The sequence below is a fragment of the Mesobacillus subterraneus genome (assembly GCF_023715485.1).
Classification (GTDB): domain Bacteria; phylum Bacillota; class Bacilli; order Bacillales; family Cytobacillaceae; genus Mesobacillus; species Mesobacillus subterraneus_B.
The window spans coordinates 21,378-40,757 of sequence record NZ_JAMBOF010000025.1 but is presented as its reverse complement, the minus strand read 5'-3'; the positions used below and the strand labels follow the sequence as shown (position 1 = coordinate 40,757).

The window sequence follows — 19,380 nt, the reverse complement described above, 5'->3', positions numbered from 1 at the left end:
ACATAAAACCATTTTTATCTATTTCTCACTTCTTTGGTGTCAGGTACATAGAAAAAATCATAAAAATTAAAATTAGTGCAGGAAAAGTAATATTGATGTAGAATATAGCAAAGACAGCAAGAGTAACTTCTAGAATATATAAAGTAATCCTAGGAGATATAAAAGTATGTATAAGTTTAATCTAAGACTAAATAATAAATTCACGCGTGAAATTCAAAGCATTTTATTACGTAACAATATAATCGTTCGTCATGTAGATAAGGTTTTGCGCGATTTAATCATTGTTGAAACACAACAAGAGATGAATTTTGCTCAGTTTGCTTTTGTTAGGTCTGTAAAAAAGACAAGAATAGGTAAGTTGTTAGATATTCCTAAAACTAATAAGTCTAACTTAATGAAAGCAATTCCTTCTCCTAATATTGATCTTAGTAGCCTGCGTGAAAGAGGTATTTACGGTTTAGGGAGTAAAATAGCTGTACTTGATTCAGGACATGATATTGAGAGTTGTGGAGAAGTTGAAATGGCCAAGAACTTTACATCTTACTCGAATTACTATGACACTTGTGGTCATGGTAGCCTTGTCATAACGTTAATAAAACAAATAATACCCGCAGCAATGATTTATTCCGGTAAGGTTTGTATAGAGGACGATTTTGTAGATGAAGAAGATGTTTTTAGAGCGTTAGATTGGATTAGGGAACTTCCTGATGTTAAGGTGATTAATCTATCTCTTGGAATGGATGCTAAGTGCCAAGGAGATTGTGATTTAGCAGAAAAAATAAATGCAATGACTGAACTTGGATATATTATTATAGCTGCAATGGGGAACAAAGAAAATAGTACAGCGCATTGCCCAGCATGTGCCGAAGGTGCTATTTCAGTTGGTGCATTAGATCAAAAAGGAATAAAAGTGGCATCGTTCAGTTCTGTAGGTCATATAAATTCTAATAAACCTGATTTAGTCGCACCTGGTCATGGAGTACAATCTTTTTTAGGACGTACTACCCCATATTTTGGAACTTCTTTTGCGGCCCCAGTTGTAACAGGAATTTTAGGTGCTACATATAATATGTTTAAACCTAGTGCAAATGTGAAACAATATATAATACAAAGCTGTGATAATTTAATTGACGAGCCTACTATAAAACAAGGTTACGGAAAGGTTAACCTTCCAAAATTATTGGAGGTAATAAAACATGAAAAAAATGAAGGTAAAGGTTAATGATTTAGGCAAAGTATATTTATTGGAGGATTTTGGGCAAATAACTTATGTGGACAAAATGGTAAAAGTAGTATTTATTTTATTAGAAGAGAAAAATATCGAAAATGTAAAAGAGTTACCCTTTGTCCTTAGGGTAACCGAGAGTAGGAATGGAACATTATTAGCTGTGTAGCACCCCCCTCCAAAAAGGAGTGGGGATTTTTATTTCCCCCTATTTTAAAGAGGATATTTTGCAGATTAGTCAATAAGATGTAATGAGAGGTCTTTCATTAGATTACAAAACCTATTAGAAGCCTCTTTCTTTATGTTTTTTGTCATATGGGCATAAATATCCATAGTAGTATTAATGTCACTATGTCCCAGCCTTTCTTGTATTTCCTTAATATGGACATTTGCTTCAATCAGTAAGGATGTGTGTGTGTGTCTAAATGAATGGGGCGTCACTTGCTTATTAATTGTTGTTTTCTTTAGAATTCGCTGCATTCTGATTGATAGATGTTTAATAGTCTTTGGGTATCCTTCATTATTGGCAAAAATAAAACCATTGTCATTATAAAAATGCTTTTTATCTTTCATAATCTTTGCTTGTTCTTTTTTATGTTTTTCGAGCAAGTTTACCACTAAAATGTCGATTGTTATGGTCCGAATTGAACCTAGAGTTTTAGGTGTAAGTAATTTGAATTTTGATTTGTTGTTAGTTGGGTTGTAGTATGTTTTAATAACCCTTAATGTATGATTTTCGAAATCGATATCAGACCATTTTAAAGCAATCATTTCACCTATCCTTAACCCTGTATATGCTAACATTGTAAAAGCTAATAAGTCACCTTCTAGGCCATCATTCTTTGTTACCGTAAGAAATTCTTCTAGCTCTTCTTTTTCAAGAAACTTATCGAATAATGAATCCCCTTTTTCGAGGTCAGAAACATTTATTTTTTTCTTGGGTAATTTGATTTCTTTGGTAGGTATTTCACTAATCAATTTAAGGGAAGATGCGTATTCAAAGACCATGTTTGCTGACGTATGGATACTTGAAATATAATTAGAACTAAATTGATTTGAAAGTTTATCGATTGTATCTTGATATGATTTCTTAGTGATCTTTTGGATGGGGATTTGCCCATACTCCTTAATTATATGTTTTAATGCAATACGTCTTGCTCTTAAGCTGCTCTCTTTTGCATCTTGGCTATAATGCCTTTCCCAGTCATTACAAACCTCTTCAAACAGCATTTTTGAAGGTTGGATATATTCGTTCTGGTGTATCTGCCTTTCAAATAAAGCTGCAGCAAGTTTTGCATCTTTTTGTGTAGAGAACCCTTCTTTACTTTTCCGTATATCTTTCCCTGTTATAGGATCGGTACCTACATAAACTCGATATCCCCAGCTAATCCCTTTTTTATTTTTTTTCTTGTATATTCGAGCCATTCCTTCACCTATTCAAAAAAAGTTTTTAGTAATGTTTTAATTTTTTCTTTATCTTGTATAGAGAGTACTCTGTCTTTGTAAAATAAATCTATATCTGATTCAATAAGTAAATGTAAGTCAATATGATCCTTATTTGAAATGGGACTAGAAGATTTGATGTTCTTTAAAGATTTTAGTTGTGCTCTTTGTTCATCTAATTCTTTTAAAGTGAAGCTATATTCTTTTATTTTCTCTGCTTTTTCCTGGAAGGATTCATCTGAAGGCTTATCTTCATTTTCTAAATAACCTGCTAAAAACATCAGGTCGGAATAACTAACCTTATAAAATCTTGCAAGTTTTTGTAGAACTTCTGGATTCGGCTTTCTTTGTTTTTTTGTTCTGGGATCATAACCTTTTTCTAATGTACTTAAGTAAGTATGGCTTATACCTGTTCCTTCTTGAACCTCTCTTAAGGAAAGATTTCCGCGTAAATCCTTTAAAAAATCACCAAGGTAATTCATTTTATCCCCCTTTTCATAAGAATCGATACCCTTATTGTACATCATGGTTGACAAAGAAGCCAAGTTCATTGTACATTAGTTTCAGATATTTGTAAATCATGGTTAACAAAAAGGAGGAGGATGGGCATATTTAAATTGTATACAATACTCTAATCGAAGAATGAATAAGGTTTACACCTTTTATTTTTTAAAAAATATGTAAACCATGAATTACTAATTGGGAGGGTAAGGTGGAATGTTAGATATTAAAGTTGATGAAAACACTATTAAAATGTTAGTTGAAAAGGCAATTAGTGATCGAGTAGATGAGATAGTAAAACAAAAGTATTTTCTTACCTATAATGAGTTATCCTCATATTTAAATATTAGCAAACCAATTATTGAGGAGAGGTTAATAAAAAGCGGCCTTCCCTATTACAGGGTAGGAAGTAAATATCTATTCAAAAGAGATGAAATAGATGATTTTTTAGATAATATGACCGCTATGATGACTACAACTAATAGAGATATAAAATTTTTCAATAAGTTAGTAGAAAGTACTACTGGAGAAAAAAAAGGGTCTTCTGCTGAGAAAAGAACTACATTTAGTAGCTTAGCACTTTAATGTATGGAGTATAAGCAGTTGGAGGTGTGATTATTGCAGGCTGCTATTTTACAAGATGAGAAAAAACTGAATTCTTTACTAGTGGAAACGAAAAATCAAGAAGATTTTGATTCAGAAGAAGGCATGAAAATCCCTAAACCATTTGTTATTGTGAATGGATCACTTTACAAAAGAGAGATAAAAAGAGAAGAAACTTTAAAAATGATTTCTCGTAAAGTGCCTACTATTACAAAGGAATTTCTAAATATTGAAAAACCACATGTAATGTATGAAATTGAATGGAATGAACGCAATAAAAAAGTTAAGGAAATTGTACCGGCATCTACAATAGCAATTAAGAAAGAATTATTAGAATTAAGCTTAAAAGGCTTTTCAGTTAATGAAAACAATGCTAAACCGCTAATTGAATACTTAGATCTCTTTTTAAACTGTAATGTAATAGAACAGTATGCTGCGGTTGAAAGATTGGGTTTGATAAAGAATCACTTTGTTCATCCCTTGTTAAGAAATGATATTGAAGTCGTAGCGGGGGATGAGGGAGACTACCAGCTTAAAGATGGATTCGAAATTAAAGGAACGAGCAATAGTTGGAAATTAGAAGTGTTCGAACGAATAAAAAAATATCCAAAGGCGGTTTTTTTTGTACTGGCTAGCTTTGCAAGTGTAATTATTAAAGACTTAGGTATTCAACCATTTATAGTTGATTTAAGTGGTGCTACGTCACAAGGTAAGACAACTACTTTAAAGGTAGCAGCTAGCGTTTGGGGTAATGATGGGTTAATAAATGAATGGAATGCGACTAAGGTGTCAATAGAACGTAAAGCTGCCTATTTAAATAGCTTTCCATTACTTATGGATGATACGAGAAAGGCAGATGAAAAAGTATTGAACATAATTATTTATCAATTTTCGGGAGGGAAGTCTAAGGGAAGAGGTAGTTTGAATGGAAATCAAAAAGAGTATACCTGGAACAATATTTTATTGAGTACAGGAGAGGTTTCATTAAACGAGTATGCTAAAAATCAGGGCGGTGTAGCAGCCAGGGTGATTCCGCTAGTAGACCAACCATTAAAAAGTAACCACGCAGATATTATGCAATTAGTGGAGGGAGTAAGAAATAATTATGGGGCAATCGGTATTGATTTTTTAATACTATGGTTGAAAGAAAAAAAAGAATTAATACCTGAATATCATAAGGTTAGAATGCACTTTATTAATAGAGCAAAAGGAAATGAAGTGCTAAATAGGTTGGCTGGCTATTATGCAGCGGTGTACTTTACGGGTAGTATATTAAAAACTAATCTTGGAATCGATGTGAACTTAGAAGAGCTATTATATTTATTTGAAGAAATAGCGCACGAAAATAAATCAATTGACATGCCAATGCAGTTTTTTGAAGAAATATTAACAGATTTAGATAGTAATAGAATAAGTATTTATTATGCAGGCTCTTACAAACCTAATGTGATGAATGCTATATATAGAAACAATACACTATATTTACATCCAAAGTACATTAAGGGCATGTTAGCGGTAGAAGATAGACAAATAAGAAGGGAATGGTTAAAACGCGGTTTATCCATTGGGAAATTAGAAAAGGGATCTTTGGTTGATTACAAAGCAATTAAACATGAGGGACAGACTTACCGAGTTGTTGAAGTAAATATGGATTATGTGAAGAAATTGGGATTCGATTTTAATGATGATAAATACGGAAGATAATAAAAAGCTAATTTATAAGTGGTTACAATGGTTACAAGTAGAATTAGAATTTGTAACCAGGTAAATATATTGATTAGCATAAGCTTGAAAAGGAGAGGTTACAAAGTTACATGAAAGTAAATACAGTCTTAATAAACATAATCAAAAAGATTTTTATAAAGATATAAAAATTAATCTTATGAAAATGTGTAACTTTGTAACCAATAATGAACAAACAGTTGATAAATCAAAGGGAATCTGAGTTACGTATATTTTTTAGTTTTGTATCTTTTGTAACATTTCATCGATTTAATTTTATGAAAGAACAATATACGAAGTGATTTATTTCTAATTAATTGAAGGTGTGAAAATGTTGATAATTAATTGATCACGAGGTCGGTAAGAAGACGGAGTGCCCATTTATACACTGACAGTTGTCAGTCAGTGCAATGGGTTTTTTCGTAAACGAAAAAGGGACGTTCAGCTTGCTGAATAACCTTCGGGAAAAGGAGGATAAAACAATGAGTGAATTTCCAAAACTACTAACGATATCAGATTTATCTACAAGATGGAAAATGCCACGACAAAGTATACACGATAGGATAAACTATAGAGATTTTCCTGAACCAGTAATGTTTGTATCGAACGGAAGAACTGCGATATTTTTAGAAAGAGATATCTTACTATTTGAGCAGAAAAACCCATGGATCACAACACCGGAAAAAAGAGAAAGACGACAACGTTTTATTTATTCTTTAATAAATAAGTAAACAGGTATGAACGAAATAGATTGGTTCAATATATTAAATGCTATGTACTTTGCATCCTCATAGTCTATTGAGTCCAAAAGAAATGCAGGGACTTTGCTTATGGTAAAGTCCTTGGATTGAATACAGCCAAGAGATTTCACCACCTTTGCCATCTTTTTTACCACTTTACGCCAAGGATTTTACCAGGCTACGCCAATGTATTTACCAATAGAAGTATGTCAATGGTATTGAAATAAAAAAGCCTAATCCTCCATATTCTTACCGAGGAAATAGGCGTAGGTTTTACACAATCGTACTAATTATGGAATTATTTTCAATTGAATAGTTTCGTTGTGTTATGCAGTAAGAGAGTTTATTTTTTCTCCTTTAAAATTATTCTATTTAATAATAATATCTCATTTAAGAATATCAGATTAGCGGACTTATATGTAAATTAAACCCAAACATCTCCTCCGGCTTCTAATTCCTTTATTCTATAAATTATTCTTTTTGCCATCAAATCTGCTCGTCTCTGTGTAATAGTTATAATGTTTTTAATACACTCTTCTATTTCTTCGTTTTTTCTAGGAATTGGATATGACAATTTTTGGTTTTTGAACAATGGTTTCCCCTTAATTCTTCCCTTTTCATAATCTATAACATAATAATCTTCAAGGAAATAATTTTTATAATTAACTTCAAACCATTCTTTCCATTCTTTTATTGTACATAATGAAACCTCATCTTCTTCCCCATTAACAAAATATTTTAAAGGCTGATTACTATCAATACACTGTTGAATTTTATCAATCATTAATGGTAGATAGTCTCGTACATCAGCCAAAATACCTTTTAATTGATTATAAGATTTTTTTCCTTTCTCATATTTTGAAGGGCAAGGCATAAAATTAGCAGCACTGTGGCATAATAAAGCAAATTTATTTATATATTGAATCTCTCTACTTTCATTTATAATTTTTATAAAATCTTGATTCAGCTTATCTTTTCTTGTTAAATATTCTTTGGGGTATGTTCGCTTATTTTCACCTTTGGAATATTTTGGATACGGTAACCTCGGAAGATTATCTGTAAATTTATAATGGTCCTTAAAGTCCTTACTCCCAGTGTTAACTATTGAACAAGCAAAAGTTATCCAAAAAGAATTAATAACATCATAGTAGTTTGAATTCCAGCCTAGCTTCTCATAGATCGCTTTAGCAACGGGCCTATCCTCCAAATCTTTGTTATTAGAGTCACTTGCAAAAAAATACATTATCCTATCAAAAGAATCACTAGGTTTGCCATAGAAAAGCTCTTCAATGAATTCTTTGTGATCTCGAAGTAAGACTGAGAGCCAATAATTATATGAGTGTTCCTCTTGAAAACGGAGAATCTCATTTTTTTCATTTATTCTTATTTGCATTATAAAATCGTCCTATTCATTTTAAATAATCAACCTTTTTTTATGAATATACCATAAAACATATTATTTAATATCCAAGATATTGGTACGCAGTCATGTAGTGGTAAACAGTCTGTCATTCTGTGGTAAATAATATGTCACGGGTGACATTTCAATGGCTGTAATCACTTGGATTCTTAATTATGTGTGTAATCACTTTTCCTTAAGCTCCTTGGAATTCTTTTTCTAAATAAACTTCACTGTCCTTTTATCTAATAAAAAATTTTCTGAAAGATACTTTCCTCAACACATTTTTTTCGATTATATCTCCTGCATTGAATAACATATACTAATTAAATAATGTTTATGTATAGAAACCTTTAATAAAAGTAGAGATTTTAAAGATTTGTACTTATTAATGCTAAATCTGTTTAGGGTTGTGTATTAAAATCATCAAATAATTCATGTTATAATATTATTACCAAAACCCTCCAATTTTAGAGCGCCTCTAATACATTGAGAATAATAGGAGTGGTGGTGAATTTATTTTCTATATCAAGTTATAAATCTGTTTTTCGTATCATGAAGGAGGATATCATGAATAAAGTAATTGATATGGATCTAATCCAAATGAAAGAGCTTTGGTTAAATCCAATGGTTAGAGAAGAGTTGGAAAAGATAAATAGATATAAAATGGCACTAAAATCATTTTATGAGGATCAATACCATGTTGGTGTAGATACAAACATACTCTTAGATTTTCCTATCATACTTTTCTTATATAAAAATATCTCAAAGCTTTTAATTAGTAGAAAAGTTTATGAAGAACTAGATCGGTTAAAACAATCTAACGATGAGGTAGGAAAAAAAGCAAGGTATGCCCTAAAAAAACTCGAGGATGCTCAGTTATCAGGGATAAAATTTAACCTTGTGTCTAGTGACTTTGCATATCTAAAAAGTATCAATCTACAGCCGGATACTCCAGATGATGTTATTATAGCTAGTTATCACAAAGAACATTTTATTAATAGTAAGAAGGTAGCTTTTCTTTCAAATGATAGAGGAGCAAGAATTATTGCGAGAAATACAGGAATGGAAGTAATTGATTTCAATGAACTATTACAAATTCCAACTGAATTAGAAGAAATAGCTCTTCTTGATTATGGTATGCTTAAAAAAAAATTTAACAAAACTATAAAAAAAGATACAGGGTTACCAATGGATTCTAATATTCATGAAGAAGTGATAGACATGGATTTCTTCTTACAATATTATAAGAATTTTAGATTTTCGAATCAGATTACATATAGAAAGACAATCCATGAAATTTTAAATTTAAATAAAGAGGATATTAAGAATAAAATTAAAGCAGAGCTGTTTGGGAAAAATCATATTGAAGGATATTATGGAAACTGGTTGAGAATTGATAAACAATTTCAAACAAGCTTTCAAAAAAAGAACATTAAATTAGATTACTCTTATGATGAGAGTTTTGTCTCAGCTTATGAAGGTATTATGAATATGAAGTATAATTTAGAAGCCCAAGGCGGCATCTCTGCTCTTGAAGAAGTTGAAAACAATCGTAAGTTCCTATTAGACGTCACTACCAATCATGGGTATGTTGCATTAGATTATCAAAGTACAGATAGCTTCTTTAATCATTTATGTGCATTTATTAATCAAGATAGAATTTTAATAAGTTCCTCTATCAAAGATAAAATGTCTCAAGAAGATGATAGGCGTCACGAAATGATATTCGAATATGGACCTAAGTATGCTGGGCATAATCCAAATGTTGTTGAGACTCAACCTAAGTTGGTCAAAAAAGGACTATTTTCAAAGCCAACATATGAAGAGTTAGTTGTGTCTTCGTACTTACCATATAAAAGAAATAATGTAATGATTTTAATAACAAATGATGAAAAATTCGAAAAAATCGGTCGTGATAAAGGGCTTAAAGTTATGAAGGTTAGTCCAGAATTAATGAGCTTCTTTGCATGGTCCGAGGATGAACTAAGAGCCATCCTTACAAGTGACTTATACGTGGAACCCACTCTATATGAAGAATTGAAAAGTAAGATTAATCCCTAAATAAGTATAAAGAATGGTAGATTCAGTTCGATGGTGGCAAGCAGAGTGAAATTTGGTTTTTGGGAAGGTTTTGTAGTTGGACAATTTCTTTTTGGTAAAAGAGAGAATGATAAACATCAAGGGTCTAACGGTGGATGTTGTAGTTTAATATTATTGACCTTAGGGATGGTTGGTAATTTACAGAGACTTCTATGAAAGATGGGAGTCTCTTTTATTTTCTAAAAAAAGTTATCAGTTTCCTAGTAAGATTAAGTCTAATGAAAAGTCCACCAATGACATTCTATTTACCACCTAATGACAAGAAATGTTCTAGCAAATTACAGGTTATATACCACTTATAACCGTCAAGTATTTTTGAACAATTTTCGCCCCCGAAAATTGTGCTTATGTGTTTGATTCTGTGAGTGGAATTACTTAATTGAATCACTTCCACTCTTTGGGTCCGGTCTAGTGATCGTTGATGACTTTAAGTACCTGACTATGGATCAGCGAGAGGTAAATCTGGTCTTTCAGCTGTGAACAGCCTTTATGAACCAGGTTTGATTCTTTTTAGCTGCCTTTGAGCCTTTGTTAACTTCTGTGTAACAATTGAACGAGCTCTCACATATTTAAGAAAGAGACCTTGAACCCTTTTTCAATGGCTTCCAAGCCTAATCCCAATATTCATAAGCCGCCAAGTATGCTATGACGGCTTATTATTTATGTGTAAAAGCTCATGTTAAACAATAGGAATCTCTTCAACTTGGGTTAACTTAAGAATTTTGACCAATTCAGGTTGATTTTCAAAAAATTTATTTTCAAAATCAAAATTAACAGGGCCATCAAAAGCTGCATAAATAATATCTTCTTTTCCTCTATAAAACCCCAACATCCTGAGGCCAAGTTCCTGGGATCTGGATTTTACAAAGCTTTGCACTATAGATTCAGGAAAATAGTTATTGATCAACTTGAAACGTGTATCATAATAAATATCATGATCTTTTCCGTTTATTAAATCAGAAAATAAAGCTGATTTTATTGAGTTCATTAATTCAGGTGTAGGATTTGTGTCAGTTTTGTTATTAGTTTGTGCATCTTCAACTTTATATAAAATTTCAATCAAGTTTGAAAATCCACTATCCATGGAAGACCGAGTGTCTTTAATATCTTGTTTTATAATGTTTATTTCTTCTGCGCTTTTACTAATTTTATGAAGAGTTTCAGTTACTATTATTGACTGCTGTGATGATTGCTCTCCTTTAACTATAGAATAAAAAATAGCTATTACGGATAAGAACAAAGAACTTAATCCCATAGCAAAAGTTATTTTATCGAGTAATTCCGTAGATGTATCAATTCTGATGGTCCAGCTTAATATTAACGCAAATAACAAAAACGCTATCCAATAGATATAGTCTTTCTTCTCAATTCTGTTTAAGAAGCCTTTTACACTTTCCATACTTATCCTCCGTTAATAATATCTTTAGTACCTTTTATTCTACTATAACTATCCATTTTTAAATTATCTAGGTACTAGTTATCCCGCTAATAAAATAATCAACATAGGATTTTTTAGTAAAAGATAAAATGTAGGCTGTGAATAGTTTGATATAATGATAAAAGAGTTATGTAAAGTATTGGAAGATGCATCTTGGGAAAGACATCATATAAATAATAGAGTAATAGGAGTAGGTAGGTATGGATTTAGGTTTTTTTGAAGGCTTTAAAATGGGGTTAGACTTACTATGGTCTATGTTAACTGCCGAACCTTTATTAACACTAGGGATAATAGTATTTTTTGGTGGTCTCCTAATAATTTCGTTAATAGTAAATGTTCTTAGAGAACAAAAGCTCAGGAAGTCAGGTATTTTAGAAGTTGATAAGATGTCAGGAAGGAAGTTTGAAGAATATCTTCAGGCTTTGTTAAAAACAAAAGGCTATTATGTGCAATTAACACCAGCAAGTGGAGACTATGGTGCGGACCTTATTTTATCAACAAAAGATATGAAAATTATTGTACAAGCTAAAAGGTATAAGAAAAATGTTGGAGTAAAAGCTGTACAAGAAATAGCATCAGCTAAAAGCCATTACAAAGCGGATGAGTGCTGGGTGGTTACCAATAGTTTTTTTACTGAACAAGCTAGAAAACTAGCAAGCTCAAATCAAGTTAGGTTGGTTGATCGTAAACAATTGATGGATTGGATGCTAAAGGATAACAAAGGCGTATTGTAGGTCAAGTTATTTTTAATGGGGTGAATCCAATGGGTAGCAAAAAACTTACCATTCAGGAAATGCAATTACTTGCGTTTTCACGTGGAGGAAAGTGTTTATCAAAAATATATGTAAAAAGCCGAACCAAACTGAAATGGGAATGTGCAGAAGGTCATAGATGGGAGGCTACTCCAGCAAAAGTTAAGTTCGGTCAATGGTGTCCTAGTTGTGGTGGTAATAAAAAGAAGACAATATTTGATATGCAAAAACTTGCGGAGTCTCATGGTGGTAAGTGTTTATCCGAAAGATATCAAAGTAATCATAAACCATTAATATGGAAATGCGATAAGGGCCATATATTTGAAACATCTTATGTAGGAATTCAATCGGCAATTGCTAAAGGTGGATTTTGCACAAAATGTGGGGTCTTAAGAAGTGCAGAAAAAAAGAAGTTAACGATTGAAGAAATGAGAGAATTAGCAGCCATTAAAGGTGGTACCTGTATATCAGATAAATATGTAAATGCTCACCACAAACTAACTTGGAAATGTGTAAATGAACATATATTTGATATGAAAGCAAATGTTGTAAAAAATGGCCATTGGTGCCCACATTGCCACTTTTATCTTAATGAAAATAAGTGTCGATATATTCTGGAAAAACTTACTGGGGAAAGATTTAAGAGTACGAAGAAAGTTTTAAATGGATTAGAATTAGATGGCTATAATAGTGAGTTGAATGTAGGCTTTGAGTACAATGGGATTCAACATTATGAATACATAGAGTTTTTTCATAGAACATATGATCAATTCTTAAAAAGACAAAAATATGATGAACAGAAACGCCTTTTTTGCAATGAAAAAGGAATTAAATTAATTGTCATACCCTATACAATAACAGATGATACTGAACTAGTAACCTTCATTTATAATAGACTAATTGACTTTGGTATTAGTCCAAATATTGAAGTAAAAAATTTTCACTTTAAAAGGTTTTATCGAAAATCACCCATGATAAAAGAACTTTCTGATATTGCTACAGTGAGAAATGGAAAATTACTTTCTAATCGATATCATAACAATAAAACAAAGTTAGAATGGGAATGTGAGTATGGACACCATTGGGAAATGCGCCCCAATGATGTTAAGAACGGACAATGGTGTCCAACTTGTAACGGAAATCCTAAACTATCGATAAAGGAAATGGATCAGATCGCTAAAGAGAGAAATGGAGTTTGTCTTTCGGTAGCTTATATTAATAATAAGCATAAATTAAGATGGAGATGTGCCAAGGGCCATGAGTGGAATGCTGCTCCTGATATGGTGAAACAAGGTACTTGGTGTGAGAAATGTTCTAAAAAAGAAAGTGGGAAAAACCGTAGACTAAAAATAGAAGAAATGCACTCTATTGCTAAGGAACGGAGGGGTAGGTGCCTTTCAAAAGAGTATGAAAATAATAGGACTCGATTATTGTGGGAATGTTCTAGTGGCCATACTTGGATGGCCAATGCAAACAACATTAAAAGCGGAACGTGGTGTCCGCGCTGTAAAAATAAAAATGCCAAGACAACAAGTAAATCAGAACAGTTAAGTTTGTTTTAGTAGAGGAATCTATAGGGGGAAATTTTAGTGGGAGTTAAATTTATACCGGAAAGTATAGAAAATGAAATTAGGGACTTATTGACTTTTTGTAATAATTACAAGATTGAGTATGATTTTGAACATGGGTATGTATTTGATGAGGAATATGATTACACGGAGGAAGATGAAGACGAGGATATAATTATTAATAGTGAAATTGACTTTAATTTATATCTACCACTTTCGGATTATGAAGAAAGTACATTTACATTAGAGGAAGTCCTTGAAATGGCAAGAGAAGCAAAAAACTGCATAAGGGTAGATGAAGAAGGATTTGTCGGTAAAAAAATAGCTTTAGTACGAATTGATAGTTATCATAGAGAAGTTTTGACAAGAATAAATGATGAAAATCCTCATGTTACTGCTCTTACTGAAATAATCGATGACCAAGAATATATGTTAAATATTGTTGAAGGGATAACAAGTTATGGCCTAGCTTTAACAATAGAGAATAAATATAACAAATATACCCCGCCAGTTGATTATGATGATATGTTTATTGAAATCCGTGCAGAAAGTGATTTGAACCATAATATAATCAATAGCCTTGTACAAGCCTATATGTTTGAGATTAAATCTTCATTAAAGGTTGAAATTCATAAATCTCCACGCCCATATTATGATCCTTGGGAAGTTGATGAAATTGATATCTCATCAACTCCTCTAAAATTAAGGCCTTTGTTAAGAGGTAAGGGGATAAGTGAATTATTAGATTTATATAATTCAACTTTATCCACCCAAAATGCTGAGATATTATTACTAACCTATGTAAAAGTAATAGAGTATGTTTCGCAAAGTGTTATCCAGAAAGATCTTATTGCAACTACACTAACCAAATTGTCTAGTCGAAGAGCGCTATCACCAGATGCTACATATATTCTAGAATTGAATAAGATATTCGATAACCACAGAAACAATAAAAAAGACCATCAGGCAATAAAACTCACAATTGAAACTTGTTGCGATATTCATGAGATTGTTCCCTCTGCTCCCGAATTTTTAAAAGTAACAAATCGACTTACAGTAGATAGTAACCAAGATGTTAAACAAAAGGCAATAGAAGAAGTGGCTTCTGCAATTAGTCAGACGAGAAATATGTTTGCCCATGCAAAAACTAATTATGATCATAAGGGATTGGAATGTCCAGTTGACCAACTATATGAATTTGCTGAATGTGTAGATATTCTAGCACAACAAATAATCAGATGGTTTGCTAGAGAACATGAGGATAATAGGGTGGTTTAATTTAAGGTAATCTTTGAGCCGGAAATTCTTAGAGGGAGGTATTTGTGAAAAAATGGGGCATTATGCTACATTGTCTGTAAATAGCTTTGCGCTTTATTCATCTAAAAGCTTTGTACATCCCGAACTCATGACTTTGTTTAGGGAATCAGATAAACAAATACAAAACTGGATAGACGAAGATAATGAAGAATTTGTTTCCTATAGATATATTAATTCAGTAAAAAATATCAAGTTGCGTTTAGATATTATGGGATTTAACTTAAACAATTCTCATAATGATTTTATAACGAATAATGACTATGAGTATTATGTACCCGTTTTTGAAGTACAAAAAATAGATGATCAATTGCTTTTGGGGTATACATTTGATAGCTGGCTAAAAGCAATGGAAAGGATTATTTTTAATAAGCTCAGTATTTATGAATTAAAAGATAAATTTTGTAATTATAAAAAGAACAATAGCCCTATCGAAACCTATATTTTGAATGAGCATTTTGATGGTGAATCATTTTTTGGTTTTGAATCATCAGATATAAGGTTTGTAATTAGAAGTCTATTGGAATTATTCAGCGACCAGGATAAATTTATTTTAGATTATACTGATCTTATAGATGGTGGATATTGTGATGAAACTGATGAGCTTAGTCAGGAATCAATAGATTTATTATCTAAATCTTCCTTAGCTAATCAGAAGACCATTATAATAACAGAAGGATCTTCGGACATAGCAATAATCAAAAGAACGATGAAGGTATTGTATCCGGATGTTTTAGATTATTATTCCTTTATGGATTTTAGTACCCCAAAAGCATCGGGTAGTGCATCATCACTTGTAAATTACCTAAAAGGATTTATCGGTTCAGGTATTAATAACAAAGTTATTGGTCTTTTTGATAACGACACTGCTGCAATTGATGCAGTAAAAAATCTAAAAAATATTAAGATACCCTCAAATATAAAAATCTTGCATTACCCAGAGTTAGATTTAGCAAACCACTATCCTACATTAGGACCCACCGGAACTATAAAAACAAATGTCAATGGTTTAGCAGGTAGTATCGAATTATATTTGGGGACAGATATTTTAATGGATAATCAAAATAATTTTACGCCTATCCAGTGGAAAGGGTACAATTCATCATTGAATCAGTATCAAGGAGAAATTGTTGATAAGGAACATTTACTAAAGAAATATTATGATTTACTAGATGATATAGAAAAAGGTAAAATACCTAATTTAGAAATACATGATTGGTCAGGAATGGAGAAAATCTTTGATATGATATTTAAGGCATTTGATTAAGTGTAATGAATATATAATAGCTCGTCGCTTTTATTTGCTTATTTTTTGTCCTTCTTTAAATACTTCTACACCGCATAGTAATCAAAATTGCATTTTGAAGATGACAAAAAGATAAAAAACGGTAATTTTGCACAAGATTTAGGGTTTTAAATTTGCAGAGAATCTAAACAATGATTTATTATCTTTTTGAATCAACGGGGAGGAACCAGTTACTTATAGCAGGACTGGGCAGGATATTTATGAAGGATCTGGAAAGATAGTCTTGGATTATTTCATTAACTTTCTAAGTGATTTATCAACAATAAAAGCCTCACAAGATTCCTTAAATGTTAGTCTGTAGGGCTTTTTTATTCATTGGTAAATGTGTTAGCGTAACCTGGTAAATTCCGTGGCGAACAGGGGTAAAAAAGATGGCAAGGGTGGTGGAATCTCTTGGCTGTAATCAGGTATAGGGGTAAATGAAAAGGGTTATGTTATTAGTAGGCTTTTGAAGATATCACATAAGTGAAAGAGGAGAACAGATGTTTATAGGTATGAATGATATTCATAAAAAATATCTGAAGGGAAAGCTAATTCTCGATAATCAATACAGATATGATTTTGTGAATATTGAAACCTCAGGAATTCTTACGATTGAATCTAAAGTTGCAATAGCACCATATTTTTTTGTATTTACCACATACCAGAATCATCCGTTTACTATCTCCCTTAATATACTACCTAACTCGTGTCTTGATCCTATTCAAATTACTTACCATAAACAATGTTATTTTCATTATATTTCTACCGCAGCAGTACATATAGAACCATATAAGGTCAATAATAATTTGACTATATATAAAAAAGCTAGTGAGGTATTCGTAACCTTGTCTAATCGAAAATATTGGAATGTTATCAAAGGTGAAGAAGAGTTAATATCAGAAATGAGTTATCTACTGTTTTTTAAGTCTATATTTACTAATGAGAAAATAATATTAGCAGAAAGATTTCTTTTACAGTTGAATATAATAAAGAAGATTCTTAATTTTAATGATATAAGTTGCTGTGATTACAATTGTCTAATGGAAAAATTAGATAACATTTTATCAGAAGATAAATATATCCCTATTTGAATAGACATTAAAGAAATACTCCCCGATAAAAATAAGTGCAATTGCAATTAAAATTATTGATGCGAAACCGTTGAAACCTAGAGCGTTTTTTTTAGTTAAAAAATCTGTACATTAAGACAGTGTTTTAAAAAACTTCCTTAGATACCCCATATCAGTTTTAATCATCCTTTTATATTTTATAAGAAGTATTAACCAGTTCAAGAAAACTATTATTCAATAGGTATATTATACCGCTTATGTTTTTTCTGGGCACTTCAACATGAGTAGGATTTGTTTAGTTCTTAATCCCTTTACCAGAATGGTTGATACATTAGTAATTTTAGGCTAGATACATTCTATTTTTAGTGACCGATTAGTGTCCGGAAATAATTAGAATCAGTGATTTTTATTTAAGTAAATTTGAAGAAACATTGGATTTTCAGCATTATTAAGTTGCATTTTTTTGTGTTGATAAGGTTATTAAATGGGCGGAATGATGTAATAGCTGTTGAATCCCTTGGTATATAAGGGGTTTGAAAGTGATTTGCAACATAATGCAAATTTAAAGAGGCTTTCTCATTAGTTGAAAAACTTTTGGGAAGCTTCTTTTTTCATTTCTTGCGTTTTATGGAGATAGACATTTTTTGTCATTTGGTCATCTGTATGACCAAGGAAGTGGATCTCTGCTGAGACAGAGATTATGGCAAGAAACAAAAATATGAGTGTATTAAGCTTTACGGCTGTTCAATCATGATATAAGCTCCTAGCGGAAGTGAGTTTTAAATGAAAGCAGTTTAAACCGCTAAACAAAGAAGAAAGACCAGATTCCCCAAAAGCAGAATCTGGTCTTATATTTTTCCTGCAAAAAATCCATTATAATTTTGCCATTAAACGTTTTTTGATTATTTCATAATCGTCCCTTGTAATACCAGGAGCAAATTCTTCAGGTAATTCTTCTAAGTCTGGAATCGGTCCGCCTTCAGGAGTACCTATTTTCACTTCAAGCGGTTGCCCATTTTCCGGATTTGTTCCTTTCCAAATCATTCCGATATCCCTGTATTCTGTTTCGCTCCATGTGAATAGCACATTGCTTAAGCCTTTTTCTATGAACGGTCTTGCATAATCAAATTTAGAGTTATCAAGATTTGGAACTGGAAGCATTTTCGTCAAGTCTACCCCTGTAGCAATTTCGATTGCTTTCGCATAGGCGAGGATATGTGTTCCTCCACGAACAAGTAAATACCCAATCATGGTTCTAGCAACTGGGTTATCAGTCATCTCATAAACTCTCATTTTATGTGTACGTGCACCAATCTCTAGAAAAAAGTTATGTGTTAAATCTAAAACCAGATTACCACTATTAAAAACATTATCACCAGTCCAAGGTCTTCCCATTGAATCACCTGGTATAGCCGTTTGAGCTGTAGAAATAAAATGGTGGGTGTTTCTTGCATCCTTCCCATTTTGAAGTGGAGTGATATCCGGATCCCCAGGGAAAGTATTACCTACCGATAACAAATTAATCGTATTAGAAACAAGTTCTACATGACCAAATTCTTCTGCTGTAATGCTTGCCACTAACTCATAGAATGGCTTTAGCTTTTTTTTATTTCTGAAGTTAAAAGACTGAAACATATAGTTATTTAAGGTAGACATCTCCCCAAACTTGCCACCCAGGAGCTCTTGTACTGCTGCTGCAGCATTCATGTCGCCGTGTGCGGGTATAGGAAGTTCAATTGCCAATTTATTTATTCTTTTAAACATTATCTCCCCTCCACTTCTTTTTTTGTTAACCAGGAAAGACCCAAATAATTTGCTGGGTACGAATAAAAAAGGGAGTTCCGTTAGATTCGACAACAATGTGATCTGGCAATACATTTTTCAAGGAGCCACGAACGCTACCTCTTATGGTTTGAACAGTAACCATATTACCAACAATGGTTGCTAATGTCTGATAAACATAGGGATCATAGAAGCTTAACAGGTCGTTGTTTGTCATTTATATCCTCCTATATTAAAGTCATTCTTACCGAGTATATGATTCTCGATATCAAAAAAGACTGACAAACAACTGTTCAATTTGATTCTTTTTGTTAAATACTATTCTGAAAATAATAAACGGTAATAGCACTTTCTTGGCAATACGAAACTAGACCTAGCAAAATCAAATTTATAAAATGGACCTAGGCATGACTAGGAATTGTGGAGTATGTG

General features: G+C 32.0%; 15 protein-coding genes and 2 pseudogenes. 11 read left to right on the top strand and 6 right to left on the bottom strand.

The genetic code is table 11. From position 1 onward, the window contains the following. Window positions 1–166: 166 nt before the first annotated feature. Together M3204_RS22260 and M3204_RS22255 are read left to right on the top strand one after the other, a co-directional pair. Window positions 167–1,222: a S8 family peptidase gene (locus tag M3204_RS22260; RefSeq protein WP_251488231.1), complete on the top strand. Its 1,056-nt coding sequence runs from the start codon at window positions 167–169 to the stop codon at window positions 1,220–1,222. Then, the gene (locus M3204_RS22255; RefSeq protein WP_251488227.1) at window positions 1,197–1,394 is read left to right on the top strand and encodes a DUF2129 domain-containing protein; all 198 of its coding nucleotides are present in this window, start codon (window positions 1,197–1,199) and stop codon (window positions 1,392–1,394) included. Before M3204_RS22260 ends, M3204_RS22255 begins: the two co-directional genes overlap by 26 nt. A gap of 65 nt (window positions 1,395–1,459) precedes the next feature. Here the strand turns inward: M3204_RS22255 and M3204_RS22250 are convergent, their stop codons facing one another. Next, the gene (locus tag M3204_RS22250; protein WP_251488223.1) at window positions 1,460–2,650 is read right to left on the bottom strand and encodes a tyrosine-type recombinase/integrase; all 1,191 of its coding nucleotides are present in this window, start codon (window positions 2,648–2,650) and stop codon (window positions 1,460–1,462) included. A gap of 8 nt (window positions 2,651–2,658) precedes the next feature. Continuing rightward, complete coding sequence (locus M3204_RS22245) at window positions 2,659–3,150, bottom strand: helix-turn-helix domain-containing protein (protein ID WP_251488221.1); 492 nt, start codon at window positions 3,148–3,150, stop codon at window positions 2,659–2,661. Window positions 3,151–3,385: 235 nt separating this feature from the next. Between M3204_RS22245 and M3204_RS22240 the strand changes: the two are divergent. From M3204_RS22240 to M3204_RS22230, 3 genes and pseudogenes are all read left to right on the top strand, one after another. Further along, window positions 3,386–3,688 (top strand): annotated as a pseudogene (locus M3204_RS22240) (excisionase family DNA-binding protein); the annotation flags it as partial. Between the two features lie 195 nt (window positions 3,689–3,883). Next, window positions 3,884–5,476 (top strand): annotated as a pseudogene (locus M3204_RS22235) (DUF927 domain-containing protein); the annotation flags it as partial. 500 nt (window positions 5,477–5,976) lie between these two features. Continuing rightward, window positions 5,977–6,225 carry a hypothetical protein gene (locus M3204_RS22230; RefSeq protein ID WP_251488214.1) on the top strand — a complete coding sequence of 83 codons (249 nt, stop codon included), beginning with the start codon at window positions 5,977–5,979 and terminating at the stop codon, window positions 6,223–6,225. Between the two features lie 433 nt (window positions 6,226–6,658). Here the strand turns inward: M3204_RS22230 and M3204_RS22225 are convergent, their stop codons facing one another. Then, window positions 6,659–7,627: a hypothetical protein gene (locus M3204_RS22225; RefSeq protein ID WP_251488211.1), complete on the bottom strand. Its 969-nt coding sequence runs from the start codon at window positions 7,625–7,627 to the stop codon at window positions 6,659–6,661. 576 nt (window positions 7,628–8,203) lie between these two features. On the opposite strand from M3204_RS22225, the gene M3204_RS22220 reads away from it, so the two are divergent. After that, the gene (locus M3204_RS22220) at window positions 8,204–9,697 is read left to right on the top strand and encodes a PIN domain-containing protein (protein ID WP_251488208.1); all 1,494 of its coding nucleotides are present in this window, start codon (window positions 8,204–8,206) and stop codon (window positions 9,695–9,697) included. A 718-nt stretch (window positions 9,698–10,415) separates the two neighbouring features. Here the strand turns inward: M3204_RS22220 and M3204_RS22215 are convergent. Next, window positions 10,416–11,135 carry a hypothetical protein gene (locus M3204_RS22215; RefSeq protein WP_251488205.1) on the bottom strand — a complete coding sequence of 240 codons (720 nt, stop codon included), beginning with the start codon at window positions 11,133–11,135 and terminating at the stop codon, window positions 10,416–10,418. Window positions 11,136–11,374: 239 nt separating this feature from the next. Between M3204_RS22215 and M3204_RS22210 the strand changes: the two genes are divergently transcribed. The 5 genes from M3204_RS22210 (at window position 11,375) to M3204_RS22190 (ending at window position 17,187) form a co-directional block, all read left to right on the top strand. After that, window positions 11,375–11,908 carry a restriction endonuclease gene (locus tag M3204_RS22210; RefSeq protein ID WP_251488202.1) on the top strand — a complete coding sequence of 178 codons (534 nt, stop codon included), beginning with the start codon at window positions 11,375–11,377 and terminating at the stop codon, window positions 11,906–11,908. A gap of 29 nt (window positions 11,909–11,937) precedes the next feature. Then, on the top strand, window positions 11,938–13,488 hold the full coding sequence (locus M3204_RS22205) for a hypothetical protein (RefSeq protein ID WP_251488199.1): 1,551 nt from the start codon (window positions 11,938–11,940) through the stop codon (window positions 13,486–13,488). Window positions 13,489–13,515: 27 nt separating this feature from the next. Further along, window positions 13,516–14,772 (top strand): hypothetical protein, encoded by a 1,257-nt coding sequence (locus tag M3204_RS22200; RefSeq protein ID WP_251488196.1) that lies wholly within the window; start codon window positions 13,516–13,518, stop codon window positions 14,770–14,772. A gap of 52 nt (window positions 14,773–14,824) precedes the next feature. Beyond that, a complete protein-coding gene (locus M3204_RS22195) occupies window positions 14,825–16,075 on the top strand; it encodes a HEPN/Toprim-associated domain-containing protein (RefSeq protein ID WP_251488192.1) in 1,251 nt (416 codons plus the stop codon). 521 nt (window positions 16,076–16,596) lie between these two features. Next, entirely contained in the window at window positions 16,597–17,187 is a 591-nt protein-coding gene (locus M3204_RS22190) for a hypothetical protein (RefSeq protein WP_251488189.1), read from the top strand. 852 nt (window positions 17,188–18,039) lie between these two features. Here the strand turns inward: M3204_RS22190 and M3204_RS22185 are convergent. Together M3204_RS22185 and M3204_RS22180 are read right to left on the bottom strand one after the other, a co-directional pair. Next, window positions 18,040–18,930 (bottom strand): manganese catalase family protein, encoded by an 891-nt coding sequence (locus M3204_RS22185; protein WP_251488185.1) that lies wholly within the window; start codon window positions 18,928–18,930, stop codon window positions 18,040–18,042. Between the two features lie 25 nt (window positions 18,931–18,955). Further along, the gene (locus tag M3204_RS22180) at window positions 18,956–19,165 is read right to left on the bottom strand and encodes a YuzF family protein (RefSeq protein WP_041967799.1); all 210 of its coding nucleotides are present in this window, start codon (window positions 19,163–19,165) and stop codon (window positions 18,956–18,958) included. Window positions 19,166–19,380 lie beyond the last annotated feature (215 nt).